32 protein-coding genes are annotated in these 26,402 nt (G+C 71.2%); 29 read left to right on the top strand and 3 right to left on the bottom strand.

Features of this window, described 5'->3' with window-relative positions; genetic code table 11:
* The 3 genes from AC1DZC_RS19610 to AC1DZC_RS19600 form a co-directional block, all read left to right on the top strand.
* On the top strand, window positions 1-627 hold a 627-nt coding region (locus AC1DZC_RS19610), incomplete at its 5' end, for a flagellar hook-length control protein FliK (RefSeq protein WP_477044424.1).
* Between the two features lie 28 nt (window positions 628-655).
* Window positions 656-1,081 carry a flagellar hook assembly protein FlgD gene (locus AC1DZC_RS19605; RefSeq protein WP_477044423.1) on the top strand — a complete coding sequence of 142 codons (426 nt, stop codon included), beginning with the start codon at window positions 656-658 and terminating at the stop codon, window positions 1,079-1,081.
* A 21-nt stretch (window positions 1,082-1,102) separates the two neighbouring features.
* Window positions 1,103-2,281 carry a flagellar hook protein FlgE gene (locus AC1DZC_RS19600; RefSeq protein ID WP_477044422.1) on the top strand — a complete coding sequence of 393 codons (1,179 nt, stop codon included), beginning with the start codon at window positions 1,103-1,105 and terminating at the stop codon, window positions 2,279-2,281.
* Between the two features lie 753 nt (window positions 2,282-3,034).
* On the opposite strand, the gene AC1DZC_RS19595 is transcribed toward AC1DZC_RS19600, so the two are convergent.
* Entirely contained in the window at window positions 3,035-3,238 is a 204-nt protein-coding gene (locus tag AC1DZC_RS19595) for a hypothetical protein (protein WP_477044421.1), read from the bottom strand.
* A 70-nt stretch (window positions 3,239-3,308) separates the two neighbouring features.
* Between AC1DZC_RS19595 and AC1DZC_RS19590 the strand changes: the two genes are divergently transcribed.
* From AC1DZC_RS19590 to AC1DZC_RS19580, 3 genes are read left to right on the top strand one after another with little or no spacing between them, the layout of a single operon-like run.
* Window positions 3,309-4,160 (top strand): hypothetical protein, encoded by an 852-nt coding sequence (locus AC1DZC_RS19590; RefSeq protein ID WP_477044420.1) that lies wholly within the window; start codon window positions 3,309-3,311, stop codon window positions 4,158-4,160.
* Window positions 4,157-4,762, top strand: coding sequence for a hypothetical protein (locus AC1DZC_RS19585; protein WP_477044419.1), 606 nt, complete (start codon window positions 4,157-4,159; stop codon window positions 4,760-4,762). Before AC1DZC_RS19590 ends, AC1DZC_RS19585 begins: the two co-directional genes overlap by 4 nt.
* A gap of 53 nt (window positions 4,763-4,815) precedes the next feature.
* A complete protein-coding gene (locus AC1DZC_RS19580; RefSeq protein WP_477044418.1) occupies window positions 4,816-5,400 on the top strand; it encodes a hypothetical protein in 585 nt (194 codons plus the stop codon).
* Window positions 5,401-5,956: 556 nt separating this feature from the next.
* Here the strand turns inward: AC1DZC_RS19580 and AC1DZC_RS19575 are convergent.
* Together AC1DZC_RS19575 and AC1DZC_RS19570 are read right to left on the bottom strand one after the other, a co-directional pair.
* A complete protein-coding gene (locus tag AC1DZC_RS19575; RefSeq protein WP_477041016.1) occupies window positions 5,957-6,448 on the bottom strand; it encodes an N-acetyltransferase family protein in 492 nt (163 codons plus the stop codon).
* On the bottom strand, window positions 6,445-6,825 hold the full coding sequence (locus AC1DZC_RS19570) for an ArsR/SmtB family transcription factor (protein ID WP_477041017.1): 381 nt from the start codon (window positions 6,823-6,825) through the stop codon (window positions 6,445-6,447). Before AC1DZC_RS19570 ends, AC1DZC_RS19575 begins: the two co-directional genes overlap by 4 nt.
* A gap of 106 nt (window positions 6,826-6,931) precedes the next feature.
* On the opposite strand from AC1DZC_RS19570, the gene arsM reads away from it, so the two are divergent.
* From arsM to AC1DZC_RS19455, 23 genes are all read left to right on the top strand, one after another.
* Window positions 6,932-7,684 carry an arsenite methyltransferase gene (gene arsM, locus AC1DZC_RS19565; RefSeq protein WP_477044417.1) on the top strand — a complete coding sequence of 251 codons (753 nt, stop codon included), beginning with the start codon at window positions 6,932-6,934 and terminating at the stop codon, window positions 7,682-7,684.
* Between the two features lie 43 nt (window positions 7,685-7,727).
* Window positions 7,728-8,210, top strand: a complete 483-nt coding sequence (locus AC1DZC_RS19560) for a glutathione peroxidase (RefSeq protein WP_477044416.1) — start codon at window positions 7,728-7,730, stop codon at window positions 8,208-8,210.
* Between the two features lie 84 nt (window positions 8,211-8,294).
* Window positions 8,295-8,738, top strand: a complete 444-nt coding sequence (locus AC1DZC_RS19555; RefSeq protein ID WP_477044415.1) for a VOC family protein — start codon at window positions 8,295-8,297, stop codon at window positions 8,736-8,738.
* 55 nt (window positions 8,739-8,793) lie between these two features.
* On the top strand, window positions 8,794-9,126 hold the full coding sequence (locus tag AC1DZC_RS19550) for an ArsR/SmtB family transcription factor (RefSeq protein WP_477044414.1): 333 nt from the start codon (window positions 8,794-8,796) through the stop codon (window positions 9,124-9,126).
* Complete coding sequence (locus AC1DZC_RS19545) at window positions 9,093-9,770, top strand: cation diffusion facilitator family transporter (RefSeq protein WP_477044413.1); 678 nt, start codon at window positions 9,093-9,095, stop codon at window positions 9,768-9,770. The genes AC1DZC_RS19550 and AC1DZC_RS19545 overlap by 34 nt, the downstream gene beginning before the upstream one ends.
* A 131-nt stretch (window positions 9,771-9,901) precedes the next feature.
* Window positions 9,902-10,471, top strand: coding sequence for a M15 family metallopeptidase (locus AC1DZC_RS19540; RefSeq protein ID WP_477044412.1), 570 nt, complete (start codon window positions 9,902-9,904; stop codon window positions 10,469-10,471).
* A gap of 185 nt (window positions 10,472-10,656) precedes the next feature.
* A complete protein-coding gene (locus tag AC1DZC_RS19535) occupies window positions 10,657-11,004 on the top strand; it encodes a flagellar FlbD family protein (RefSeq protein ID WP_477041023.1) in 348 nt (115 codons plus the stop codon).
* Window positions 11,004-11,780 carry a motility protein A gene (locus tag AC1DZC_RS19530; RefSeq protein ID WP_477044411.1) on the top strand — a complete coding sequence of 259 codons (777 nt, stop codon included), beginning with the start codon at window positions 11,004-11,006 and terminating at the stop codon, window positions 11,778-11,780. Before AC1DZC_RS19535 ends, AC1DZC_RS19530 begins: the two co-directional genes overlap by 1 nt.
* Window positions 11,777-12,691 carry an OmpA/MotB family protein gene (locus AC1DZC_RS19525; protein ID WP_477044410.1) on the top strand — a complete coding sequence of 305 codons (915 nt, stop codon included), beginning with the start codon at window positions 11,777-11,779 and terminating at the stop codon, window positions 12,689-12,691. Before AC1DZC_RS19530 ends, AC1DZC_RS19525 begins: the two co-directional genes overlap by 4 nt.
* Window positions 12,692-12,695: 4 nt before the next feature.
* Window positions 12,696-13,214: a flagellar basal body-associated FliL family protein gene (locus AC1DZC_RS19520; RefSeq protein ID WP_477041026.1), complete on the top strand. Its 519-nt coding sequence runs from the start codon at window positions 12,696-12,698 to the stop codon at window positions 13,212-13,214.
* Window positions 13,215-13,367: 153 nt separating this feature from the next.
* Entirely contained in the window at window positions 13,368-14,312 is a 945-nt protein-coding gene (locus AC1DZC_RS19515; RefSeq protein ID WP_477041027.1) for a flagellar motor switch protein FliM, read from the top strand.
* A gap of 1 nt (window position 14,313) precedes the next feature.
* A complete protein-coding gene (fliN, locus tag AC1DZC_RS19510; protein WP_477044409.1) occupies window positions 14,314-15,048 on the top strand; it encodes a flagellar motor switch protein FliN in 735 nt (244 codons plus the stop codon).
* A complete protein-coding gene (locus AC1DZC_RS19505; protein WP_477044408.1) occupies window positions 15,048-15,749 on the top strand; it encodes a flagellar biosynthetic protein FliO in 702 nt (233 codons plus the stop codon). Before fliN ends, AC1DZC_RS19505 begins: the two co-directional genes overlap by 1 nt.
* Complete coding sequence (fliP, locus tag AC1DZC_RS19500; RefSeq protein ID WP_477041030.1) at window positions 15,746-16,477, top strand: flagellar type III secretion system pore protein FliP; 732 nt, start codon at window positions 15,746-15,748, stop codon at window positions 16,475-16,477. Before AC1DZC_RS19505 ends, fliP begins: the two co-directional genes overlap by 4 nt.
* 2 nt (window positions 16,478-16,479) lie before the next feature.
* Entirely contained in the window at window positions 16,480-16,752 is a 273-nt protein-coding gene (gene fliQ, locus AC1DZC_RS19495; protein WP_477041031.1) for a flagellar biosynthesis protein FliQ, read from the top strand.
* Between the two features lies 1 nt (window position 16,753).
* Window positions 16,754-17,521, top strand: coding sequence for a flagellar biosynthetic protein FliR (locus tag AC1DZC_RS19490; protein ID WP_477041032.1), 768 nt, complete (start codon window positions 16,754-16,756; stop codon window positions 17,519-17,521).
* Window positions 17,518-18,756 carry an EscU/YscU/HrcU family type III secretion system export apparatus switch protein gene (locus AC1DZC_RS19485; protein ID WP_477041033.1) on the top strand — a complete coding sequence of 413 codons (1,239 nt, stop codon included), beginning with the start codon at window positions 17,518-17,520 and terminating at the stop codon, window positions 18,754-18,756. The genes AC1DZC_RS19490 and AC1DZC_RS19485 overlap by 4 nt, the downstream gene beginning before the upstream one ends.
* Window positions 18,753-20,810, top strand: coding sequence for a flagellar biosynthesis protein FlhA (locus AC1DZC_RS19480; protein ID WP_477044407.1), 2,058 nt, complete (start codon window positions 18,753-18,755; stop codon window positions 20,808-20,810). The genes AC1DZC_RS19485 and AC1DZC_RS19480 overlap by 4 nt, the downstream gene beginning before the upstream one ends.
* Window positions 20,788-21,915 carry a hypothetical protein gene (locus tag AC1DZC_RS19475; RefSeq protein WP_477044406.1) on the top strand — a complete coding sequence of 376 codons (1,128 nt, stop codon included), beginning with the start codon at window positions 20,788-20,790 and terminating at the stop codon, window positions 21,913-21,915. Before AC1DZC_RS19480 ends, AC1DZC_RS19475 begins: the two co-directional genes overlap by 23 nt.
* Window positions 21,916-22,089: 174 nt before the next feature.
* A complete protein-coding gene (gene csrA, locus AC1DZC_RS19470) occupies window positions 22,090-22,365 on the top strand; it encodes a carbon storage regulator CsrA (RefSeq protein ID WP_477041036.1) in 276 nt (91 codons plus the stop codon).
* A gap of 60 nt (window positions 22,366-22,425) precedes the next feature.
* The gene (locus tag AC1DZC_RS19465) at window positions 22,426-24,816 is read left to right on the top strand and encodes a chemotaxis protein CheA (protein WP_477044405.1); all 2,391 of its coding nucleotides are present in this window, start codon (window positions 22,426-22,428) and stop codon (window positions 24,814-24,816) included.
* Window positions 24,816-25,232, top strand: a complete 417-nt coding sequence (locus AC1DZC_RS19460) for a chemotaxis protein CheW (protein WP_477041038.1) — start codon at window positions 24,816-24,818, stop codon at window positions 25,230-25,232. Before AC1DZC_RS19465 ends, AC1DZC_RS19460 begins: the two co-directional genes overlap by 1 nt.
* A 90-nt stretch (window positions 25,233-25,322) precedes the next feature.
* Window positions 25,323-26,402 (top strand): HAMP domain-containing protein (locus AC1DZC_RS19455; RefSeq protein ID WP_477044404.1); only part of this gene is annotated, 1,080 nt, incomplete at its 3' end.

Raw genomic sequence — 26,402 nt, 5'->3', positions numbered from 1 at the left:
GCCGTCGCCCCGGCGGACGCGCAGGCCGCGGCGGCCCCGCCGGCGCCCGCTCCCGTGGCCGACGCGATCCCGGCGACCCCGGCCCCGACGGTCCCMTCCGGTGCGGTCGCCGCCCCGCAGGCACCGGCGCCGACCCAGGCGCCCGCGCCCGCGCAGGCGCCCACGACCCCGAACCCGCCGACGCCGCCACCTCTCGCGGAGCAGCTCGGCGCACGGCTGACCGCCCTGACCGGGCCGGGGGGACTGAGCCACGGACGGCACGTCCTGACCGTTCCCGTCGACCCCGAGCACCTCGGCCCGGTGCGGATCGTGGCCCACATCAGCGCGACCTCGGTCCGCGTCGAGCTGGTGGGTTCCACGGACGCGTCCCGTGAGGCGCTCAAGGGCGTGCTCGCCGACCTCCGCAAGGACCTGGCCGCGAGCGGCCTGACGGTCGACGTCGGCTCCGACAGCCGGCCCGACCCGCGCCAGTCGAATGCAGGCGCGGACCTGTCCGGCTCGTCCGGCGGCGGTCGTCCCCGGGACGGCGGTGCTCAGGCCCCGGCTGCCGCATCCGTCGTCGACACCCCCACCACGCCCATCCCGGCCCGTACCCCGGGCGACCGAAGCCTCGACCTCGTCCTGTGAGGCCCGGCCCCCGACAACGGAGGATCGCATGACCACCCCCATCTCCACCTCGTTCGGCGTCACCGCCGAGGCGAAGGCGGCCGCCGCGGCCAACAAGGCCAACGGCGAGCTCGACAAGGAAGCGTTCATGAACCTCCTGGTCGCGCAGCTGCGCAACCAGGACCCGTCCAGCCCGATGGACACGTCGCAGATGATGGCGCAGACCACGCAGCTGACGACCATGGAGAAGCTCGTCGAGCTCTCCGACACGCAGCGCGAGTCGTTCGCGCTGCAGATGCGCATGGCCGCCGCCTCCCTCGTGGGGCAGCAGGTCACCTGGACCGACGACGACGGCGCGGCCCACTCCGGGAGCGTCTCCAGCGTCTCCTACGCCGGCCCGGTGCCCACCGTGAAGATCGGCACCTCCGACGTCGCCCTCGACGCCGTCTCGTCTGTATCCGCCCTCTCTGCCTGACCCACCCGAAGGGAACTCACCATGCTCCGCTCACTCTTCTCCGGCATCAGCGGTCTGCGCAGCCACCAGACCATGCTCGACGTCACCGGCAACAACATCGCCAACGTCAACACCACCGGCTTCAAGTCGTCGCAGACGCAGTTCCAGGACACGCTCTCGCAGGTGCTCCAGAACGCGGGCGGCGCGCAGGCCGGCACCGGTGGCACCAACCCGGCTCAGGTCGGCCTGGGCGTGCGCGTCGCGGGCATCACGACGAACTTCACGCAGGGCGCCTCGCAGATCACCGGTCGCAGCACCGACATGATGATCCAGGGCGACGGGTTCTTCGTGGTCCGCAAGGGCGCCGACACGTACTACACGCGTGCGGGGTCCTTCGACTTCGACTCGACCGGCCAGATGGTCCTGCCCGGTGAGGGCGCGCTCGTGCAGGGATGGGCGGCCGTGAACGGCGTCGTCGACACCAACGGCCCGCTGTCCGACCTGCGCGTGCCGGCGGGCTCCCTCATGGCCGCGGTGGCCACGACCGGCGCGAACTACGAGGGCAACCTCGACTCGTCCGCCGCGACCGGCACGGTCCTGCACCGCACGGTCGACGCCTTCGACTCGCTCGGCAACAGCCGTGAGCTCTCGCTGGACTTCACCAAGACCGCGACCGGCTGGAGCCTGGCCGCCGACGACGGCACCGCCACGGCCGCGCCGGGCGCCCTGACGTTCGCCGCCGACGGGTCGCTGACCTCGCCGACCACCTTCACCATCGGCGGCGTCGCGGTCGACATCTCCGCGATGACGGGCTTCTCGGGGCTCGACACCGCCAAGGCGAAGAACCAGAACGGTCAGGCCGCGGGCACGCTGCAGTCGTTCGCCCTGGGCGCCGACGGCACCATCACGGGCGCGTTCAGCAACGGCCTCAAGCAGACGATCGGCCGCCTGGCGCTCGGCTCGTTCACCAACCCGTCGGGTCTGGAGAAGGCCGGCGGCTCGCTGTTCCGCACGTCGGTCAACTCCGGCGACGCCCAGGTCGGTGCCGCCGGCACCGGCGGCCGCGGCTCGCTGGCCGGTGGCGCGCTCGAGATGTCGAACGTCGACCTGTCGAGCGAGTTCACCAACCTGATCGTCGCCCAGCGCGGCTTCCAGGCGAACTCCCGCGTCATCACGACCTCGGACGAGGTCCTGCAGGAGCTCGTCAACCTCAAGCGCTGAAACGGGTCAACTCCCAACTGTCTTCCTGAGCGGAGCCGATCGTCCGGAGATGTCGGGTATCGGTCGGCGTGTCGCATTGTCTTCGTCTCGCGCGCCCGCGAGCGTAGACATCGACATCCTCGGCTCCGCTCACGGCGGACAGGAGATCAGCGTGGGACGTGTCAAGGTCGAGCGGGGCGTGGGACCCAGCCCTCATCGCCGACGAGCTGGGGCTCACGCCCCTACCCCTCGACCCCGTCCGCGCCCCGGTCCTCACGGTCGACGGTCGCATCGAACCGGACGCCACCCGCTGGCTCGACGCGCAACGAGCCCAGCATGGATCTCTCGGCGAGTCGGCTCGAGTGGGTCAATGAGATCCGGATTCTCGCCAAGAGGCTCGCGGACGCCGGTCAGGACGAACGGCACCTGGTCAGGCCGCAGCGCTGAGAGCGCCAGCAGCCGGCGCAACAGCCCCAAGCCCCTGGTCGACTGACTGCGACCGCCCAGTTTCACGCAAGCGTTACGTCGCGGACATCGCCACCCGCCCCCGACAAAGATAGCGTCCTGTCCGTGATGTCAGGGTCTGACCGTCGTCAGGGGAACCGTGAAATTGCACGTCGCGCGCGCGTTCGGAATCTGTTTGGCGGTCGCAACACTCATGGCCGCCAGTGCCACAACAGCTGGCGCAACCGAAGATCCTGTCCAACCAGAAGCCGCGACGGGGATCCTCGGACCCGCACCCCCAACACCCGAGTCGCTTGCAGCCGATGAGGCTCAGCCGGGACCGAAACTGGCGATCGAGAGCCCACCGTGCGAAGCATCGGCGACCGCGTGCATCATGTTCACACCAACCCCGTCAGGCTCGCCGTCGACGCCGGACAGCGCATCTGTTGACGCGATCGTCGACGACCCGCCCGACTGCAAGGAAGCAACCGAGACCTGGTCGAACACTTCGCGGACCTCAGCGTGCTTTTCCAAGCCAAGGCCCTTCGAAGTTCGACGGCTCGTTAACAACGTCTCGGTCGTAGATGGCGGCGGTACCCTCGCCATGGACGGGTACGTGTACAGCTCGGCAACGCTGACGCGGTGGGTCTACCAGATTCAGTTCAAGGCGACAAACCTGTGGGGGACTGGCGTCGGGCTGGTCTTGAGCGGAAACAGCTCGTGCGCGATCACTGCCGGAGCGACCGGTGCTTGCGGCGCCGACTACACCTCGTTCCCACCCACAGCCCTGGCAAAGGTCGGCAGCACCGCCGCGGGCGAAGCGTCCTGGAATTTCACAGGGAGCGCCCCCTCCATAGCGACGGCAAAGTGGACGATCGCAATGAAGGCGCCCATTGCTCCAAACACCGTCACGTTCTCGGTGACGACCCCGGAGTTCCGGTGCGACAACACCATCAGCAACCGCAAGGCCGGCTGCATCAACCCCAATTTTCTTCCCTCGCTGAAGTACTCACGTACGGACCTGCCACAATTTGCTGCGCATGTGGCAGCCGCTCAGAGCTCTGGGTTGCCGAGGCGGTTGACTCGGATGATCAACTCAGCATTGCGGACCAAGAACGGAAACATGGCATGCCCTACAGGCGTCACCTGGTTGCCGCGCCCGCCCGGGTACGAATGTGACGAGTACCCGTTCCGGTCCACGTACCAGGGCGCGTACACGCGGGCGATGCCTGCAGACCCCGAAGAGGAAGCGCAGGCGGCCAGGTCCGTCCGGACGCTCTCCTGGTGCCAGATCAAGTTCCCGTGGACGCCAGTCGTATCATCAGGGCCGAATGGCTACAGCATCTGCATGATTCTCAAGGAGCAGAATCAAGCCGCCGGGACCAAGCTGAACACCTACTACAGCGACCGTCGGCTCCTGGACAAGGACGAGTTCTACGTCATGGTCGTCCCGTGAGCCCAAAGAGCCCGCCGCCGCCCAAAACCGTGAACGTCGAAGTCGACTTCCACCAGTTCACCATCGGACACTACGAAGGGCAGCTGGACCACCTCGCAGGCGCAAAGATCGCCTTGGTGTGGGCGGTCACCGCCACGTCAGCAACGGTGTCTACCGGGATTGCCTCCGGGTACGTTCGGGTCACGTGCCGGCCACTCAACGAAGCTCCGACCGCCCCGGACGACGGATGGGAGGACGTCATGGAGGTCTCCCTCGAGACGACACCAGATTGGCCATTGTCAGCCGCAGGCCACTGGGGCGGGGAGGAAGAGCTTGCTGATCGTCTCGACGTGTACGGGCCGGGCACGTACCGGCTCCGCGTCCACGCCAAGGGCCGCGACATCGACTACGACGGCTCCCGGCTCGAACCCGTCGAGGACTACCTGATCCTCGCCTGGCCAGCGCCAGCAGGACCCACGACGGTGCTGCGCGCGACCAGCCAGGTCGGGCAGCAGGAGCAGAGCGAGCGAACGGTGACCGGACATGGCGACACTTCACGAGCCGATCGTGTCGCGCCGCCGGGCAATGGCTCGAACAGGACGACCGAGATCGGACCGCCGTGAACCATCAGCCTCGCAACGGTCGAACCCTGCAACGTGCGGCACAAGGCGTCTTTGTGGCGGCCACTGTGCTGCTGGCAGCCTCGTGCGCGAGCGCCCGTGCAGACATCGGCGCCGAGCCCAGTGCCGGTCCGGAACCGGCCGAAACGTTGGCGTTGCTGCGCGTCGACCCACCGGGTCCCGGCGTCCTGCTCGTGACAGACCTGGGGAACGCCTCTGTCTTCGACTCAACGCCCGAACCAGTGATAGCCACACTGACGATGCGCGCGGACGACTGCATCGTCGCGGTCATCGACGGCGTCGAGCACGTGCCCATCTGGCCTGAGGACACCCAGCTCGCCGCGCAGGAGTCCCCCTGGGGAGGGCAGCTGTACAGCGTCATGGTTGACGCCGGGACCGTGGACGTAGGCGGCGGGACTGACGAGACACCCCCCGGCCCGTTCACAGCGGCCGCTGTCTTCGCCACCGGGGGACAGCTCGCCACCATCGAACGCACCCCGGAGATGACCGTCGACCAGTCCGACCCCGAAGCCCCGGCCTGGCTCGTCACCACCGGGGCAGCGGACAGAGGCGATGACGCAGCGTGTGCAGCCGCCACCCCAGCCGTCGTCCTCACCGACCCCACACCGGTCGAGCCGTAGCCGCCCGGTGAACCGCTCGGACTCGCCGGCAGTCGTGGCCCACGATCATCTCTTGCAGCGGCACGCCGCGCAATCGGCTCTCGACCTACCGGCGCTTGCTCGCCATCGGCTCGTCGATGTCGTCGCGCGGGGGAAAGCCAAGCTCGTCACACTCGTCGGCGAGGTTGTAGGCGCTCACGGGGTAGAGGGCGTCGGCGATCGACGACCGGAGTGAGCCCAGCGTGATCTGCGTCGGAGGCGACGTCGCAGGCCTGTCCGCAGGCGCACCTCCGAACAGGCCAGCGAACGGGTCAGCGTTCGACGCACCGCCCCCACTTGACTCAGACACCCGCTCAGCATGGGCAGCCGCGAACTACTCAGAGCCGGCGGCCGGCGTCCGATCAGAAGGAGACACTCCGGGTTTGCATCTGCTCGCAGAGAGCTCGTGGGACGGATCTCCGGAGGGAGACAGCCCGGATGTCGCGGGTCTTAGGAGACACCCCCTGGCAGAACAGTTGCGCTGACCTGTCCCGTCGCACGACAGCCTGGCCCCTCGGAAGGCCGGGCTGTCGTGCGTTCAGAGGCGCTTCTCGACGAGGACGACGTCCCGCCACTGGTCGGCGAGCGGCCCGTACGTCATCCGGCCCAGGCGCTCGCGGACGCCCACCACGCGGAACCCGGCGGCCTCGTGCACCGCGAGGCTGGCGCGGTTCTCCGGGAAGATCCCCGACTGGACGGTCCAGGTCCCGGCCTGCGACGCGCGCTCCAGGAGGGCGTCGAGCAGCAGCCGCCCGAGGCCTCGGCCCTGGGCCGCGGGGTCGACGTAGACGGAGTGCTCGACCACGCCTGCGTAGGCGCAGCGGTCCGAGACCGCCGAGGCCGCCGCCCAGCCCAGCACCTCGCCCGAGTCGTCGAGGGCGACGATCCGGTGGTCGGGCAGCTTGCCCGAGTCGAACTCCTCCCACGTCGGCGGCGCCGACTCGAAGGTCGCGTTCCCGGTGGCGATGCCCGCCGCGTAGATCCGCTCCACGGCCGGCCAGTGCTCGGGGAGCAGCGGAGCGATCGTCACGGCTGCGCGCCCGCGGTCAGATGGGTGCCGAGCTCGTGGGTGAGGCGGTCGAGCGCGCCGGGGACGATCGAGTAGTACGCCCACACCCCGCGCTTCTCGCGCGTCAGCAGCCCGGTGTCGACCAGGCACTTGAGGTGGTGCGACACCGTCGGCTGGCTGAGCCCGACCGGCTCGATCAGGTCGCAGACGCACGCCTCGCCGCCCTCGTGCGCGGCGATCAGCGACAGCAGCCGCAGGCGCGCCGGGTCGGCGAGGGCCTTCATGCGCCAGGCCAGGTCGGTGGCGGCCTGCTCGGTGATCGCCTCGCGGCCCAACGGCGTGCAGCACGCGTCGGCGGACGTGGACGCGGTGGTCACGGGAAGCAGGTCGAGGGTCATGGCTCCATCCTGACGCAGACATCCATCGCTGTCGATATTGACAGCCGTCGATGTCTCGGTCCATGGTGGGCATCGACGGTTGTCGATGCCTGAGGAGGCGGACGAGATGGACGACGTACGGGAGCAGGTCCGGGAGCGGTACGCGCTGGCGGCGGTGCAGGTGACCGAGGGGACCGACGCGAGCTGTTGCGGCGGTGGCTGCGGGCCGGCGGCGGTCGTCGACGAGCGGTGGGGCGCCGGTCTGTACGACGCGTCCGACGCGGTGACGCTGCCCGCCGAGGCGCTGGCGGCGTCGCTGGGCTGCGGCAACCCGGTGGCGGTCGCCGAGCTCCGGGCGGGCGAGCGCGTGCTCGACCTCGGCTCGGGCGGCGGGATCGACGTGCTGCTCTCGGCGCGGCGCGTGGGGCCGGACGGGTTCGCGTACGGCGTGGACATGACCGACGAGATGCTCGACCTCGCTCGGGCGAACGCCGCGAAGGCCGGCGCGACCAACGTGGAGTTTCGCAAAGGCACGATCGAGGACCTCCCACTGGCCGACGCGTCGGTCGAGGTGGTGATCTCGAACTGCGTCGTGAACCTCTCGACCGACAAGCAGGCGGTGCTCGACGAGGTGTTCCGCGTGCTCGTGCCCGGCGGTCGCGTCGGCATCTCGGACGTCGTCGCCGAGGACCGGCTCACACCCGCCGAGCGTGCCGAGCGCGGCTCCTACACCGGCTGCATCGCGGGCGCGCTGTCCCGGTCGGAGTACCTCGACGGGCTGCGGGCCGCGGGCTTCGCGGACCCGACGGTCACCTTCACGCACGAGGTCGCCGACGGCCTGCACGGCGCGATCGTCCGCGCCGGCAAGCCGGGGGAGTAGGCCGACCGGGAATGCGCGGATCGTCGGGTCGGTTGTCCGAGGCATGCACCTCGACGAGATCCCGCTGACCACCCTGCACGGCGAGGCGACGACGTTCGGTGCGTATGCCGACCAGGTCAAGCTGGTGGTCAACGTCGCCTCGCGGTGCGGGCTGGCCCCGCAGTACGAGAAGCTCGAGCAGCTGCAGAAGACCTACGGCGACCGCGGCTTCACGGTGCTCGGCTTCCCCAGCAACCAGTTCCTGCAGGAGCTCGGCTCCGACGACGCGATCGCCGAGTACTGCTCGACAACCTGGGGCGTGACGTTCCCGATGTTCGCGAAGACCAAGGTCAACGGCCGGTCGCAGCACCCGCTCTACAAGGAGCTGACCAAGGCGCCGGACGCGTCCGGCAAGGCCGGGCGGATCACGTGGAACTTCGAGAAGTTCGTCGTCACGCCCGACGGCTCCGTCTACCGGTTCCGCCCCAAGACCGAGCCCGACGCCCCCGAGATCCTCGACGTGATCACGGCGGCCCTGCCCGCCTGACGCGTCGCGCGGTCGCGCACCATGTCGAGAAGCTCCTCCCCGCTCCGCTCACCAGGTGACGGCCACGACGTGAGGATGGATCACATGGGACAGATTCGGCGTTTCGACCACATCGGCATCACCGTCGCCGACCTCGACACCGCGACGGCGTTCTTCGTCGGGCTCGGCCTCGAGGTCGAGGGCTCGCGGATGGCCATCGAGGGCGAGTTCCTCGACACGGTCATCGGCATCCCCGGCGCCCGCACGGAGATCGTCATGCTGCGGCCGCCCGACGACGGCACGCGCCTCGAGCTGTCGAGCTTCGTCCGGCCCGACCACGTGCCCGGGTCGCCCACGGCGATGGCCAACGAGCTCGGACTGCGGAACGTCGCGTTCGAGGTGGACGACCTCGACGCCACCGTCGGCCGGCTGGCCGCGGACGGCTACGGGCTGGTCGGCGGCGTCGGCGAGTGGGAGCACACCTGGCGCATGGCGTACGTCCGCGGGCCGGAGGGGATCATCGTGTCGCTCGCGGAGCGGATCGACTGATCCCGGCTGTGGCTGAGATCCCTGGACAGTACAGCGTTGCCTGTACTGTCGATCCATGGCCACGGTGACCCTGACCCACACGTCGGCGCTCGCCCGCCTGGGCCACGCCCTGTCCGACGAGACCCGCGCGCGGGTCCTGCTCGCGCTGCGCGAGGCGCCCGCCTACCCCTCCGACCTCGCCGACGCGCTCGGCGTCTCCCGGCAGGTCATGTCGAACCAGCTCGCCTGCCTGCGCGGCTGCGGCCTGGTCGAGGCGATCCCCGACGGACGGCGCACCTGGTACCGGCTGGCCGACCCGCACATCGCCCCCGCGCTCGACGACCTCCTGCGGCTCGTCGTCGTCGTCGACCCCACGTGCTGCGGCCCCGACGGCTGCACCTGCTCGTGAGCGTGGCCGACGTCCGACGGGTGGTCCTCCAGCGGCGCATCCGCTGGGTGGTCGCCGCGACGATCGCCTACAACGTTGTCGAGGCGGTCGTCGCGCTGGTCGCGGGGCGGGTGGCGTCCTCGTCGGCGCTGGTCGCGTTCGGGCTGGACTCCGTGGTCGAGGTGCTCTCCGCGGCGGCGGTCGCGTGGCAGTTCTCTGCACCGGACCCTGAGGCGCGTGAGCGGACCGCGCTGCGGCTGATCGCCGTCTCGTTCCTCGGGCTGGCCGCGTTCGTGTCGGTCGACGCCGTGCGCACGCTGCTCGGCTCCGACCGCGCGGAACCCTCGACGGTCGGCATCGTCCTCGCGGCCGTGAGCCTGGCCGTGATGCCGGTGCTGTCGTGGTTGGAGCGTCGGACCGGGCGCGAGCTCGGCTCCTCGTCCGCGGTCGCGGACTCGCACCAGACCCTGCTGTGCGCCTACGTCTCCGCCGTCCTCCTGGTCGGCCTGGTGCTGAACAGCACGCTCGGCTGGTCGTGGGCGGACCCGCTCGCGGCGCTGGTCATCGCCGGCTGGGCCGTCAAGGAGGGCCTCGAGGCCTGGCGCGGCGACGCCTGCACGGTGCCGGTCTCGGCGTTGGTCGAGTCCGACGACGACTCCCGCTGAACCCCTCCGATCCGGGCCCGACCGGCCGATGGACCAGGGGAGACGGTCGAGAACCTCATGAGTCGCGCCAAGAGCCGTCTTGGCGCGGCCCATGACGTTCTCGGCGACGTACAGGCAGGTCGGGAGGTTCGATGGACGGGATCGCGGGAATCTCTGCGCGCCTGGCGCAGATCCAGGCGCTCGTGGCACCGCCGCAGACGCGGGTGCTGACCACGCCGGCGACCTCCAGCCCGTCGGCCTCGTCGTTCGCCACCGCGCTCGCCGACGAGGTCGCCAAGACCACCGGCAGCACCGGCACGCTCAACGCCGACGGCGTGCCCGTCGAGCTCGCGCGCTACGGCAACGGGCAGATCCCCGAGTCCGCCCTGCAGAAGGTCGGGACCACCGGGGCGAAGCTGTGGGCGCCGGCCGCCGAGAAGCTCGAGGCGCTGATCGCGGCCGCGGCCCGCGACGGCGTGCAGATCGGCATCACCGACTCCTACCGCTCGTACGCGGCCCAGGTGGACGTCGCCGAGCGCAAGGGCCTCTACAGCCAGGGCGGCCTCGCAGCGAAGCCCGGCACCAGCGAGCACGGCTGGGGGATGGCCGTCGACCTCGACCTCGACGCGACCGCGCAGACGTGGATGCGTGCGCACGGGGGAGAGTACGGATTCGTCGAGAACACCCCGCGCGAGGCGTGGCACTGGGCCTTCCGCCCCTGACCCCTGACCTCCCGATCCCGCCTGGCGCCGCCCGCCCGAACACCCGGACGGGTGACGTCGCTGGTCACAGGGACGAACTGCTCAGGACCGGCGCGCGTCGGCCGATCGGTGGGTTCATACGGGCCCACGGATGGGCTCGGCGGCCTGCGAAGGCCGCAGCAGGGTGACCAGGGACGGGTAGAGCCATGATTGTTGTCACGCGCCTCGGGGGCGGGGAGTTCGGGGTCAACCCCGATCTCATCCAGCGCATCGACAGTGCCCCGGACACGATCCTGACTCTCATCGACGGCACCAAGTACATCGTTGCCGAGCCGATGGCCGAGGTCATCCAGCGGGTCAACGAGCACCGCGCACAGATCCTGTCCCGCGCCCAGGAGATCCAGGTGCAGCCCCGCATGGAGCTGGTGCCGGACCTGCCCGACGACGACGACGTCGATGACCAGGAGCCGTCGCGGTTCGACCGCGCCCGCTCGCTCGACCGCGAGGACACGCCGCTCGCACCGGCCGTGCCCCTTCGACCTCGGAGCGTGTGATGGACCCCGCTGGACTCATCGGAATCGGTATCGCGTTCGTCGCGATCTTCGGGGCGATGTTCCTCGAGGGCGGCGACCCCATGTCGATCATGCTGCCCGGACCGCTGCTGCTGGTCTGGATCGGCACGATCGGCGTCGGCATGGCCGGGCACACGATCAAGGACGTCCTCTCGTCGTTCAAGTCGATCCCGTCCGCCCTCAAGAGCAAGCGCCCCGACCCGGCGGCCACCGTCGAGACCGTCGTCGGCCTGGCCGACCGGGCCCGTCGCGAGGGTCTGCTGGCCCTCGAGGACGCGACCCGCACGATCGACGACCCGTTCCTGCGCGGCGGTCTGCAGGCGGCGATCGACGGCACCGACCCCGACGACCTGCGCACGATCCTCGAGGACAAGATCGCGACCAAGCGCACGAGCGACCGGATGCACGCCAAGTACTTCGCCGACATGGGCGGCTACGCGCCGACCATCGGCATCATCGGCACGGTCATCTCGCTGGTGCACGTGCTGGAGAACCTCTCGAAGCCCGCGGAGCTCGGACACTCGATCGCCGGCGCGTTCGTCGCGACCCTGTGGGGCATCCTCTCCGCCAACGTCGTCTGGCTGCCGCTGTCCGCGCGCATCCGCCGCATCTCCGACCTGGAGTGCACCTCGATGGAGGTCACGCTCGAGGGCCTGATCGCCGTGCAGGCCGGGGCCAACCCGCGACTCGTCGGCGAACGGCTGCGCAGCCTGCTGCCGGCCGAGCCCGAGGCCAAGGACAAGGCGAAGGCAGCATGAGCGGGCACGCCCCCGCCAAGGGGCGACGCAAGCCGGTCCACGAGGAGGAGCACGTCAACCACGAGCGCTGGCTCGTGAGCTACGCGGACATGATCACCGTCCTCATGGCGCTGTTCATCGTGCTCTTCGCGATCAGCCAGGTGGACCAGGACAAGTACATCGCACTGCGCGACAGCCTCTCGGCGGGGTTCCAGGACACGACGACGTCGCCGTCCATCCTCGACGGCAGCAACGGCAACCTCGACGGCACCAGCTCGCAGTCCAGCAACACGCCCGCCTCCGGCACCGCCGGCATGGTCAGCGCGGACAGCGGCCTGGGCGACCAGGCGGCGGACCCCTCGGCGGCCCAGGTCGCCGCCGAGCCGACGCCCACCGTCGACCCGGCGGTGCTTGCCGCGGCGCAGGCCGAGGCGGCGCACCTCGAGCAGCTGCAGGCGCAGATCGAGGCGTCGCTGGCCGCGAACGGGCTCGCCGACGTCGTGCGGTACCGCATCGACGAGCGCGGCCTGACGCTCGGCCTCGTGGCCAACGACGTGTTCTTCGCCCCCGCCAGCGCCGAGATGACCCCGACCGCGCTGCGCGTCCTCGACGTCGCCGCCCCGATGGTCATCGGCCTGAACGAGCACATCTCGATCGAGGGTCACGCCAACGTCGTCCCGGTCTCCGGCCGGTACCCCACCAACTGGGAGCTGTCGGCCGACCGCGCGACGCAGGTGCTGCGGCACCTCGTCGAGGCGGACGGGATGCCCGGCGCCCGGATCATGGCCGTCGGCTACGGCGACACCCGACCGCTGGTTCCCGGTGACAGCCCCGAGGCCCTCTCGGCGAACCGCCGCGTCGACATCGTCATCCTCTCCAGCGCGCCCGAGACCGTGCGCGCCCTCCTGCCCGCACTGACGGCGAAGGGATAGCGCCATGCCCATCGAACAGCGAGTGGTCTCCGGTTCCAAGATCGGCGGCAACAACAAGATCGGCGGCGCCGGCGCGAACGCGTCCGCCGAGGCCGAGGCCGAGGCGCCGGCGAAGAAGTCCAAGAAGAAGCTGATGATCATCGTCCTGGTGGTCGTGCTGGCCGTCGGTGGCGGTGCGGCGTACGTCCTGCTGGGCAAGAAGGGCGGGGGCGAGCCCGCCGCCGTGCCGCCGCCCGAGAAGGGCGCCGTGCTCACCATCGAGCCCGTCAGCCTGAACCTCGCCGAGGGGCACTACCTGCGCCTCGGCCTGGCGCTGCAGCTCACCAAGGACGCGGGGGAGGAGACGCCCGACACGGCCGCCGCCCTCGACCACGCGATCGCCCTGTTCTCCGGCCACACGATCGCCGAGGTCTCCGACCCGGCCACGCGTGACGCGCTGAAGGCCGAGCTCGTCGGCCAGCTCGACGAGGTCTACGAGGGAAAGGTGATGGACGTCTATCTGACCAACTACGTCACGCAGTAGCCGGCGAAGGCCGGTCCAGTCGGGGCGCCACGGAGGGCGCCACACCGCTCCGCAGCTGCACCTCCGACCCACGACGGGTCGGTGCGGAGATCGAAGTGGGTGAGATGAGCTCGGTTGCTCACAACACCCGAGGGCCTGCCGATGAGTTGCTTCGTGACGGTCCCTGACACCCTTCCTGCGCGCACCGCTGTGCCGACGCAGCGCCGTGGACGCACGGCCGAGCCCGAGCCGTACGACTTCCGTCGGCCCCTGACGCTCCCTCGTGACCACGCCCGCCACCTCGAGATGGCGTTCGAGCGGTTCGGTCGCCAGTTCGGGAACCAGCTCACCGCCCGCCTGCGCGCGATGACGCACCTGACGCTCGACGAGCTGAACCTGCGCACGTACGACGAGTACGTCAACCTCCTGCCGACCCCCACCGCGATGGTGCTGTGCACCGTCACGCACACCCGCCAGACGGCGATGCTCCAGCTCCCGGTCGCGGCCACGCTCGTCTGGATCGACTACCTCTTCGGTGGCAACGGCCGCGGCGACGACCGCGAGGGCCGCGAGCTCACCGACATCGAGCTCTCCCTGGTCAAGGACCTGCTCGAGCACTCGCTGAGCGACCTCGAGTACGCGTTCGCCGGCCTGGCGCCGCTCGCCCTGACCGTCGGGGGCGTCCAGTACAACCCGCAGTTCGTGCAGGCCGCCGGCGCCTCGGACGCGGTGCTCGTCGCCTCGTTCACGCTGCGCGTCGGCGAGCGCGAGGACGCCCTGACGCTCATGCTCCCCGCCGACACCCTGCTGGCCCAGCTCCGTGCCGCCGACGGACCCGTCGCCCGGTCCGACGACGAGCGCGCGGCCGCCGCCCTGGTCGCCGCGGACCTCGAGCGGGCGATGCAGGACGTGCCCGTCGAGATCGCCGTCCGCTTCTCGCCCGTCGTCGTGCACCCGCGCGACGTGATCGATCTCGCGGTCGGCGACGTCCTGCCGCTGTCCCACCCGTCGACGGACCTGCTGGACGTGGTCGTCGACGGTGTCGTGCTCGCCCGGGCTGCCGCCGGCAGCCACGGGTCCCGGCTCGCGTGCCGAGTCGTCACCGTCGAGGAGAACTAGCATGAACAGCCCTCTGATCCCCACCGCGCGCACCGCCGGGGACATCGACGCGGCCGAGACCGCCCTCGCCGCAGGCGCGGCCGCCGCGGCCCTGGTGCCCTCGACCGTGCCGCTCGTCGCGGTGCCGGCCGAGCACCACGAGATCCCCGCGGGGTCGACCGCCCTGGTCGCGTCGTTCGTCGGGTCGCCCAGCGCCGAGATCGTGCTGGTGGCCGACGCGGTCGTCGCCGACGTGCTCGAGGCGAGCGCCGCGGCCGGCAACCCGATCGACCTGTCCGACGCGCTGCGCCCCGCGATGGAGGCGGCCGCGGCCGTGCTCGGCGCCGGCGTGCTCGAGGCGGCCCGCCTGGTGCCCGTCGAGCAGGTCGTCGGGCCCGACACGCAGGTGGTCGCGCTCGAGCAGGGTGGCGACGCCACCGCGTGGTTCGCCCTGCGGATCCGCGCCCCGAAGACCGCGGCCCCCGCGGGCACCGTCCCGACGCCCCGCACCAACATGCGCATGCTCTACGACGTCGAGATGACGCTGACCGCCGAGATCGGCCGGACCCGGCTGCCCGTGCGCCAGGTGCTCGAGCTCGCCCCCGGCGCCGTCCTGGAGCTGGACCGCACCGCCGGCAGCCCGGCCGACGTCATGGTCAACGGTCGCCTCATCGCACGCGGCGAGGTCGTCGTCGTCGACGAGGCCTACGGCATCCGCGTCACCGAGATCGTGTCCGGGACGGAGTCCAGCATCTGATGCTCTCCGCGACGTTCCTGCTCCGCCTGCTGCTGGCGCTGACCTGCGTGGTCGGCCTCATCTGGTACATCGGTCGCCGCCTCGGCAACGGTGGACCGCAGCAGCGCGCGCGCACGTCGCGGGAGCCGGGCCTCAAGGTCGTCGGCCGCCAGTCGATGGGTCGGCACACGGGCGTCGCCGTCGTCGCCGTCGGTCAGCGCCGGATCCTCATCGGGTACGGCGAGCAGCAGGTATCGATGCTCACGGAGCTCGGGCCTGTCTTCGACGAGCTGCCGGCCCCGAAGGCCGAGGTCTCCTCGCCCGAGCAGGCGACCGCCCCGGCGCCGTGGGTCTCGGTCGCCCGCGCGACGAGGGCCKCCGCCGCAGGCATGATCCCGACGCCCCGCAGCCGCCGGGCCGCGACGCCCAGGGCGATCACGCCCGAGAACCTCGCCGCCGCCGGCGTGCCCACCGCCCCCGCTGCGGCGCCGGCGCCCAGGGCGCTGGACGCGAGCCCGATCGACCGGCTGGACCAGGACGCCTGGCCGACGCTCCCGGACGTGGCGCCCGCGCCCGTGGCACCGGCACCCGCGGCCGTCGTCGCGACCCCTGCCGTGCCCGCCGACGACGCCAAGGCCTCCGCCCTCGCCGGCTCGATCCTCGCCCCCGACACCTGGAAGCAGGCCGTCAGGTCGCTGCAGGACCGGACGGTCCGCCGGTGATCTTCGACCCCACGGCACCCGCGGTGCCGACGCCGGCCGCGACCCCGGGAGTCGGGGACACGGTGACGGTGGCCGTCAACGGCGTGAACGGAGCGCCGAGCAACTCGATCGTCATCCTGCTCGCGATCACGCTGCTGTCGGTGGTCCCGGCGCTGCTGCTCATGACGACCAGCTTCACCAAGATCTTCGTCGTCCTGTCGTTCACGCGGAACGCGCTGGGCCTGCAGGGCGTGCCGCCCAACCAGGTGCTCGCCGGGCTGTCGCTGTTCCTCAGCCTCTTCATCATGGCGCCGGTCATCTCGCAGGTGAACGACATCGGCGTGCAGCCCTACATGCACGGGGAGCTGACGTTCACCGAGGCGGTCGACGTCGGCAAGCTGCCCCTGGAGAAGTTCATGCTCGCGCACACCCGCGAGCAGGACCTGGCGCTGATGACGCGCGCCGCCGACCAGGAGAACCCGCAGGACGAGGACGACGTCCCGTTCGCCACCCTGGTGCCCGCGTTCCTGCTCTCCGAGCTGCGGTCGGCGTTCATCATGGGGTTCGTCATCTTCATACCGTTCCTGGTGATCGACCTCGTCGTCTCGGCGTCGTTGATGTCGATGGGCATGATGATGCTGCCCCCGGTGATGATCTCGCTGCCGTTCAAGCTGCTGCTGTTCGTGCTCGTCGACGGCTGGGGACTGGTCGTGTCGTCCCTCATCGGCTCCTACACCGGGAGCGGTTGACCATGGACACCAACGCCGTCCTCGACATCGGCATGCAGGCGCTCCTGCTCGCCGCCAAGCTCTCCGCCCCGGTCCTGGTGACCTCGCTGGTGGTCGGCTTCATCGTGTCGCTCATCCAGTCCGTGACCCAGATCCAGGAGGTCACGCTCAGCTTCGTGCCCAAGGCCATCGCGGCCGCCGTGGCGCTGCTCGTGGCCGGGCACTGGATGATCTCGTCGATCGTGTCGTTCACGGTCGAGCTGTTCGCCCGCATCCCCGCGCTGACGGGGAGCTGACGTGGACCCGATCAACGTCGCGCTGCCCCTGGCCGGGGTGCAGACGGCGATGCTCGCCGGTGTCCGGATCGTCGCCTTCCTGGCGATCGCTCCCCCGTTCTCGCAGCGGGCGGTCCCGGGGATGGTGCGCATGACGATCGCGCTCGGTCTCGCGCTGGCGGTCGCGCCGCGGCTGGAGCCGGCGGGCACCGACACCACGGGCGCGTTCGTCGGCTCGCTGGTCATGCAGGCCGTGATCGGCGCGCTGTTCGGGTTCCTCGTGATGATGACGTTCTCGGCCATCCAGTCCGCGGGCACGATGATCGACCTCTTCGGCGGCTTCCAGATGGCGGCCGCCTTCGACCCGATGAGCATGACCAGCGGTGCACAGTTCCAGCGGCTCTACCAGATGACCGCGCTGGTGCTCCTGTTCGTCACCAACGGGTACCAGATCGTGCTCGCGGGGCTGGTGCGCACGTTCGACGCCCTGCCGCTGGGCGCGGCGCTGAACCCTGACCTGTTCCTGCACTCGCTGACCAGCGGCCTGTCGCAGATGTTCCTCGGCGCGCTGCAGATCGCCGGCCCCCTGCTCGTCGTGCTCTTCCTCGCCGACGTGGGCCTGGGCCTGCTCACCCGCGTGGCACCCGCGCTCAACGCCTTCGCCATGGGCTTCCCGCTGAAGATCTTGATCTCCCTGTCGCTCGGCGCGTTCGCGTTCCTCGCGCTGCCGAACGTGGTCAAGGCGCTGACCGGCAGGTCCGTCGCCGCGATGCTCGGAGCCGGCTCGTGAGCGGCGAGGGCGGCGACCGCACCGAGAAGGCCACCGCGCAGCGGATGAAGGAGGTGCACCGCAAGGGCAAGCTCGGGCGGTCGCAGGACCTCGCGTCGTGGCTCGGGCTCGGTGCCGCCGTGCTCGCGCTGCCCATGGTGATCACGCGTGGGCGGGCCGCGGCGGTCGAGCAGCTCGCGCAGATGAAGCAGGTGGCCGACGACCCGACGGTCGAGGGTGCCGTGCAGATGCTGCAGGACGCCCTGCGCTCGGTCATCTCGACGCTCGCGCCCCTGTTCGTCATCCTCATGATCGTCACCGTCGGGGTCGGCCTGGCACAGGGCGGCTACCACCCGCAGCGCCTCCGCCTGCACGTGGACCACCTCAAGCCGATGAACGGATTCAAGCGCCTCGTCGGCGCGCAGGCGTGGTGGCAGGGCGCCAAGACGCTGCTGAAGTCCGCCGTCGTCGCCGGGGTGCTGTTCATCGGGCTCAAGTCGATGGTGCCGATCCTCATGGCGTCGGGTCAGCTGCCGCTGACGAGCCTGCTGGGCACCGCGTCCGCGGGCACCGCGACCCTGCTGCGCACCGGCATCGCCGCGGGCCTGCTGCTCGCCGTCGCCGACGTGATCGTGGTGATGCGGCGCAACCGCAAGCAGACCCGGATGACGCTCAAAGAGGTCAAGGACGAGCACAAGCGCACCGAGGGCGACCCGATGCTCAAGGGCGCCATCCGCGCCAAGCAGCTGTCGATGAGCCGCAACCGGATGATGTCCGAGATCGCCACCGCGGACGTCGTCCTGGTCAACCCGACGCACGTCGCGGTCGCCCTGCGCTACGAGCCCGGCACCGGCGCGCCCAAGGTCGTCGCCAAGGGTGCCGGAGCGATCGCCGCCAAGATCCGCGAGGAGGCGTCCGACAAGCGCGTCCCGATGATCGAGGACATCCCGCTGACCCGGGCGCTGCACGCCGCGTGCGAGCTCGGCCAGGAGGTCCCGGCACACCTGTTCACCGCGGTGGCCCGCGTGCTCGCGTTCGTGATGGCCCTGCGCCGTCGCGGCGCCTCCGCCGGCCAGCACCGCGTGCCCGGCGGCACCATCGAGGCCGACGGGACCGACCACCGCGCCAAGGCCCGCGCGGCCCGCCGCCCGGCCCGGCGACCCGCACCGGCGCCCGCACCCGCCATCACCACCAGAGTCCTCACCGACGGCGCCGACGTGCCGACGGACCAGCCTTCGACGAAGGACGAGTCATGAAGAACAAGGGCATCACCTCGCTCGCCGTGCCCGTCGGGGTCGTCGGCATCGTCCTGCTCCTCGTCGTGCCGCTGCCCCCCGCGCTGCTCGACCTGCTGATCGCGCTCAACATCACGATCTCGCTCGTCATCCTGCTGACCAGCATGTACGTGAAGCGCCCGCTCGACTTCTCGGTCTTCCCGTCCTTGATCCTCGTCTTCACGCTCTTCCGGCTGGGCCTCAACGTGGCCTCGACCCGGCTGATCCTGCGCGACGGGTTCGCCGGCAAGGTCATCGACGCGTTCGGCCACTTCGTCGTCGGCGGCTCGCTGGTGATCGGGCTCGTGATCTTCCTGATCCTCGTCGTCATCCAGTTCGCGGTGATCACCAACGGTGCCGGCCGCGTCGCCGAGGTCGGGGCGCGGTTCACCCTCGACGCCATGCCCGGCAAGCAGATGGCGATCGACGCCGACCTGAACTCGGGCCTGATCGACGAGGACACGGCCCGCGCGCGGCGCGCCGACGTGGCTGCCGAGGCCGACTTCTACGGCGCCATGGACGGTGGCTCGAAGTTCGTCAAGGGCGATGCGATCGCGGGCATCGTCATCACGATCATCAACCTCATCGGTGGGTTCGTGATCGGCATGATGCAGATGGGCATGAGCGCCGGCGAGGCCCTCGAGCACTTCAGCCTGCTGACCATCGGCGACGGCCTGGTCACCCAGATCCCCGCGCTGCTGCTCTCGGTGTCCACCGGCATCGTCGTCACGCGTGCCTCCGCCTCGGGCGACCTGGGCGCCGTGGCCGCCAAGCAGCTCGGCCAGTCCCGCACCGCCCTGCGGATCGGTGGTTCCGGCGCCCTGATGCTCGCCCTCATGCCGGGCATGCCCAAGCTGCCCTTCGTGCTCGTCGGCGCGACGCTGCTGATCATCGCCCAGCGCGCCCGCAGCGTGGAGGTCAAGGAGGAGGCCGCGGTGCAGGCGGGGGTCCAGGCCAACGCCGCCGCGCCGTCGAACGACAGTCCCGAGCAGCTCATCGAGCAGATGCGCGTGCACACCCTCGAGATCCTGCTCGCACCCGACCTGGTCGACCTCGTCGGCAGCGGGCCCGACCAGGACCTGCTGGCCCGCGTCCGGGGCCTGCGCCGCAAGACCGCGCTCGAGCTGGGCATCGTCGTGCCGCCCGTGCGCACCCGCGACAGCGTCGACCTGCCGAGGTCCACCTACGTCGTGAAGATCGCGGGTGTCGAGGTCGGACGCGGCGAGGCGCCCGCCGGACGCATGCTCGCGCTCGGCGACGACCTGGGCGCCCTGCCCGGGACCAGCGTCAACGAGCCCGTGTTCGGCCTGCCGGGCAAGTGGATCCCCGCCGAGCTGCGGCACGCCGCGGAGATGTCCGGCGCGACCGTCGTCGACCGGGTGTCCGTGCTCATCACGCACCTCGGCGCCCTCATCGCCCAGCACGCCTCCCGCCTCCTGGGCCGCGAGGACGTGCGGGTGCTCACCGAGGGCGTCAAGAAGGTCAACCCGTCGGTCGTCGAGGAGCTCATCCCCACGCTGCTCAGCCTGGGCGAGGTGCAGCGGGTGCTCCAGGGCCTGCTCGCCGAGGAGGTACCGATCCGCGACCTCGGCCGGATCTACGAGGCGCTCACGCTGCGCGCCCGCGTCAGCACCGACGCGGAGGGGCTCGTCGAGGCCGCGCGCGCGGCGCTCGGGCCGGCGCTCGGGGCGATGTACGTGCAGGACGACGTGCTGCGCGCGATCACGCTGGACCCGGGCCTCGAGCAGAGCCTCGTGGAGTCGATCCGGCCCGGCGAGCACGGCACGCACCTGCTCGTCGACCCGAGCCGGCTCGAGTCGATGCTGGCGCAGCTGCGGCAGGCGGTCGCCGAGGCGGAGGCCGACGGGCGCACCGTGGTGCTCGCGTGCGCACCGGCGATCCGGCCGGCCCTGCGCCGGCTCGTCGCGATGGGTCTGCCGCGCCTGCCCGTCCTGTCGTACGGCGAGGTCACCGGGGTCGGCGTCCAGGTCGAGACCGTCGGGGCGGTGAGCGGTGTCCCAGCGCTTGCTGCTTGAGGGGTCCGACCTCGCGGAGCTCATGGCCCACGTGCAGGCCGAGTTCGGTCCGTCCGCCCGCATCGTGCGCGCCGAGCGCGTGCGCACCGGCGGTGTCGCCGGGTTCTTCGCCAAGGAGCGGTTCGAGCTGACCGTCGACGTGCCGGAGCAGCCCACCCTGCGGCCGCACGGTCTGCGCGGGGTCCCGACGCCGGTGGTCCCGCCCGAGGCCGACAGCATCGAGGACCTGCTGGACGCCGCGGACGCGTTCGACGCGCTGCCGGACGGGTCGGTGGTCCCCTTCGAGGGTCTCGACGTCATGGACGACGAGGAGCTTGACCCGGTCGAGGAGCCGCTGCCCAGCGTGTCCACCGGCAGCGCGTCGTTCGCGGGGATCCTCGAGCAGGTGCGCGCCCTGGCCGGTGCCCCCGCGCCCGCCGACATCGAGGTGGCTCCACCGCCGCCCGAGGACCCGCTGCGCGCCTCGCTGCGCGGGATCGGCGTGCCCGAGTTCCTGCTCGGCGGCTCCGGGCCCGTCACCCTGCCCGCCGTCCTCGCGCGCGTGCCCGCGGCGCCCGCGCTGCCCCGCACGCCCGGGTCGGTGGTCGTCGTGGTCGGCGAGCAGTCCGACGTCGACGCCGTCGCCCTCCTGCTGTCCGAGCGGCTGCGTCTCGAGCCGTCCGCCACCTGCGCCGCCGGTGCCCGGTCCGGCGGGCGTGCGCGCACCGGTCGGGTCGGGGTGGCCAAGGCCGCKACCGCCGACGAGCTGGCCTCCTGGCTCGACCGCGTCGCGACCGGCCCGCAGGTCGGGGTCGTCGCGCTCGCGGTCGGTCCCGACGCGGCCGACCGCGCCGACGCCGCCGACCTCCTGCGCACGTGCGGCGCGGCGCAGGTGTGGGCCGTCGTCGACGCGCGCACCAAGACCGCCGACGCCACACGTTGGATGGCGGAGGTCGGCGGTCCCGACGGGATCGACGCGGTCGCCGTGCGGGGTCTGTTCGACACCACGCAGCCCGGGACCGTGCTCGACCTCGGTGCTCCGGTGGTGTGGGTGGACGGCATCCCGGCGACGACGGTCGCGTGGGCCGCGGCCCTCGGCCAGGCGTTGGGGCCGGCGGGTCGCTAGAGGCGGCTCGATGCTGCGCCGCTGCTGCGCCGACATCGACCTGTCGGCGCGAGATCGACAGTTCGCACAGCCGATCTCGAGGCGGATGGTCGATCTCGGCGACCGAGCCCCCCGGGCGCGGGTCGAGGCGCGCCACGCCCCTGGTGGGCGTCCCGGTCAAGGTAGGGTCGCCGCATGCTGGTGCTCAGTCGTCGCGTCGGGGAGCGGCTCGTGATCGGTGACGACATCGTCGTCACGGTGATCGAGGTGCGCAGTGACGGGGTGCGGCTCGGCATCGACGCCCCCCGCGAGGTGCGCGTCCACCGCGCCGAGGTGCTCGAGGCCGTCCGGGCCGCCAACGTCGACGCCGTGGCGGCCGACGACAGCACCGCGGCGGCACTGCAACGCCTCGTCGCGCCGCCCCGACCCGCGTCGGCTGACCCCTCAGGAACTCCTCCCGCCGACCGATGAGGTCGTTCGCCGGGACGCCCCGCTCCAGAGGGTGTCGCGTGCGGATTCGGGAGGACACCGGTGGAGGACATCGACGAGATCGTCCGTGAGTTCCTGGTCGAGAGCTACGAGAACCTCGACCAGCTGGACCGCGACCTCGTGGCGCTCGAGGAGAGCCCTGGCTCGCGCCCGCTGCTGAGCAGCATCTTCCGGACGATCCACACGATCAAGGGGACGAGCGGCTTCCTCGCGTTCGGACGCCTCGAGCGCGTGACCCACGTGGGCGAGAACCTGCTGGTCGAGCTGCGCGACGGCATCCGCTCCATGGACCAGCGCACCACCGACGTGCTGCTGCGCATGACCGACTGCGTCCGCGAGATCCTCACGCACATCGAGGCCGACGGCACCGAGGGCGAGGTCGCGATCGACCCCGTGATCGAGGCGGTCGACGCGATCCGCAACGGCACTGCGCCGGTGGAAGACGTCGTGGAAGAGGTCGTGGAGCCAGTCGTCGAGGCGGTCGTCGTCGAGCCTGAGGTCGTCGTCGTCGAGGAAGCCCCCGTCGCCGCCAAGATCGTCCGCAAGCGCGCACCCCGCAAGGTCGCCGCCGCAGGGTCGAGCGCGACCCTGGTCGTCGACGCGCCGGTGGCCGAGCCCGTCCCGACCGCGCCCGAGCCCGCCCGCAAGATCGGCGGCGGCAAGGCCGACAAGCCCCTGGTCCCCACGCAGACGAGCGCGCCGAGCGCCGAGGCACTGCCCGACGAGGCCGCCGCCGGCCTGCGCGGTGCCGCCGACACCTCGATCCGCGTGGACGTCGAGCTGCTCGACGCGCTCATGCGCCAGGTGGGCGAGCTGGTGCTGGCCCGCAACCAGATCAGCCGGCTCGCGTCCGGCACCGAGGACGTGGACCTGTCCCGGTCCGCGCAGCGCCTCAACCTCATCGCCGGTGAGCTGCAGGAGGGCGTCATGAAGACGCGCATGCAGCCCATCGAGCACGTCTGGTCCAAGATGCCGCGGATCGTGCGCGACCTCGCGGCGGCGTGCAGGCGCGAGGTCCAGCTGGAGATGATCGGCGGCGACACCGAGCTCGACCGCGGTCTGCTCGAGGCGGTCAAGGACCCGCTGACGCACCTGGTGCGCAACGCGGTCGACCACGGCATCGAGCCCAGCGAGGAGCGCGTCGCGGCCGGCAAGCCCGCCAAGGGCGTGCTGACCTTGCGCGCCTACCACTCGGGTGGGCAGGTCGTGGTGGAGGTTGCCGACGACGGCCGCGGGGTCGACCCCGAGCGCGTCGCGGCCAAGGCCCTGGAGAAGGGTCTGCGCACAGTCGAGCAGCTCGACGCGGCCAGCCACTCCGAGCTCCTGCAGCTGCTGTTCCTGCCCGGCTTCTCCACAGCGGCGGCCGTGACCAACGTGTCCGGACGCGGTGTCGGCATGGACGTCGTGCGCACCAAGGTGGAGGCGATCGGCGGCACCGTCGACATCGACTCGACGCTGGGCACCGGCACGACCTGGCGCCTGCGCATCCCGCTGACGCTGGCGATCATGCCCGCGCTCACGGTCGAGTGCTCCGGCGACCTGTACGCCGTCCCGCAGATCAACCTCCTCGAGCTCGTGGCCCTCGACGGCCAGCGCTCGGGGTCGGGCATCGAGTACGTGCACTCCGCACCGGTCTACCGGCTGCGCGGCGACCTGCTCCCGCTGGTGTCGCTCGCGGGCGTCCTCGGCGTCGAGCAGGGCACGCGCGAGCAGGAACAGACCAGCGTCATCGCGGTGGTCCAGGCCGACCAGCAGCGCTTCGGCCTGCTTGTCGACAGGGTGCTGAACACCGAAGAGATCGTGGTCAAGCCGCTGTCGAGCCGGCTGAAGTCGATCGGTGTGTACGCGGGCGCCACGGTGCTCGGCGACGGCCGGGTCGCGCTGATCCTCGACGCGCAGGCCATCGCGCGACGCGCCATCGTCGGCGACCTCGAGCAGGTCAGCAGCGAGGCCCGCCGCCGGGCGCAGGAGGCCGCCCAGGCCGCGGTCGAGCTGGAGCAGGTGCTCGTGATCGGCGTCGGCGAGCGGCGCGTCGCCATGCCGCTCGCGTCCGTCGCCCGCCTGGAGCACCTGCGGGCCGAGAACGTGGAGCTCGTGGGTGGCCGGGAGGTCGTGCAGTACCGCGGCTCGATCCTGCCCCTCGCGCGCCTGGACCGGCTGCTCGGGTCCTACTCCGAGCCGACGACGACCGGCGAGCTGCTCGTGGTCGTGTTCACGCACGGCGACCGCAGCGCGGGGCTCGTCGTGGACAAGATCCTGGACATCGTCGACGACGAGGTCGCGCACCACTCGGACATCGAGGACCACGGCCTGCTGGGCTCGACCGTCCTGGGCGACCGGGTCACCGAGCTGCTCGACGTGCGTGCCGCGATCCTGTCCGCCGACGCGTCCTTCTTCGACGCCGAGACCTACGAGTTCGCGGGAGCCCACTGATGAGCCAGTACGTGACCTTCACGCTCGACGGCAGCCTCTACGGCATCGACGTGGTGCGCGTGCAGGAGGCCCTGCGGGCCCACAGCCGCACGCGCGTCCCGCTGGCCCCGCCGACGATCGCCGGCCTGGTCAACCTCCGCGGCCAGGTCGTGCTCACGATCGACCTGCGCACCCGCCTCGGGCTGGCCGGTCGCGCCGACCTCACCGAGCCGATGATGGTCGTCGTGCAGGTGGGCGGCGAGGCCGTGAGCCTGCTCGTCGACGAGATCGGCGACGTGGTCGACGTGGGCCCGGGCTCGTTCGAGACGCCCCCCGACACGCTCGACGCGATGGTCCGTCCACTCATCCGCGGTGCCCACAAGCTGGACGCGGGCCTGCTGCTCGTGCTGGACGTCGACCAGGCCGTCGCTGCCTGATCGTTATGCGGAATTCCTCAGGCGTCGAGCAACGACGCCGATGGGCGTCTCGACGGGCCACGGTGGTCCCGCGCCCCTCGAGGAGGACCCATGTCGACCGTCCAGCCCGCTCCGCGTCGTCGCGGCGCCTGGTTCGCCGACCGGTCGATCCGGACCAAGATCCTCGGCCTGACCGGGATGTTCGCGGCCACGGCGATCGGTCTCGGCGTGTACTCGTACACGAACATGCAGGACATGGCGTGGGACACCAGCCAGGTCGCCGACACCGTGACGGCCGAGATCGCTCCCGTGAACGTCCTGCAGGAGAAGCAGGTCGTCGGCCTGATGATCGTCGCCCAGCTGGAGGCGGCGCAGACCGACGACGAGCGTGACCAGCTGCTCGCCGACCAGGCTGCGAACGACGCCGCCATGGACGAGGGCATCGCGGCGTTCGGGTCGGGTGACGACCTCGAGACCTGGGACGAGTTCACGACGAGCTACGCCGCGTGGCGTCAGGCGCGCGACGCCCAGCTGGTGCCCGCCGCGGTGGACGGTGACCACGCCGCGTACGTGAAGGTCTACGAGACCGTCACCAACCCGCTCAAGCTCACGTACGACGCCGCGCTGGACCAGGTCGCCGACGATGCGGGGGCGCACGCCGTGCACATCTCGGACCACGTGCACCTGCAGGCCAGGACGGTCGGCAACCAGATGATCGTCCTGCTCGTCCTGGCCCTGCTCGCGTGCATCGCTGCCGGTGGCGGCCTCGCCGCCTGGATCCGCGGCTCCGTGCGCAAGGTGCAGAAGTCGGTCGAGGCGCTCGCGGTCGGCGACCTCACGGTCCGCGCGAAGGTCTACAGCCGCGACGAGATCGGGCAGATGGCGGCCTCGTTGACCGTCGCGCAGGACGCGTTGCAGGAGACGCTGTCGGGGGTGCTGGAGACGTCGCAGACGGTCGCGGCCGCGGCCGAGCAGCTGTCCGCCTCCTCGAGCGAGGTGGCGGCGGGTTCCGATGAGACCAGTGCGCAGGCGGGTGTCGTCGCGGCTGCCGCGGAGCAGGTGTCGCGCAACGTGCAGGCGGTCGCGGCCGGGGCGGAGCAGATGGGGGCCTCGATCCGGGAGATCGCGCAGAACGCGAACCTGGCCGCGAAGGTGGCCGACCAGGCCACGTCGGCGGCGTCGTCGGCGAAC

This window comes from Cellulomonas sp. P2_B4, assembly GCF_056404795.1.
The sequence above is the reverse complement of the archived record's forward strand: the minus strand, read 5'-3'. Positions and strand labels throughout refer to the sequence as shown.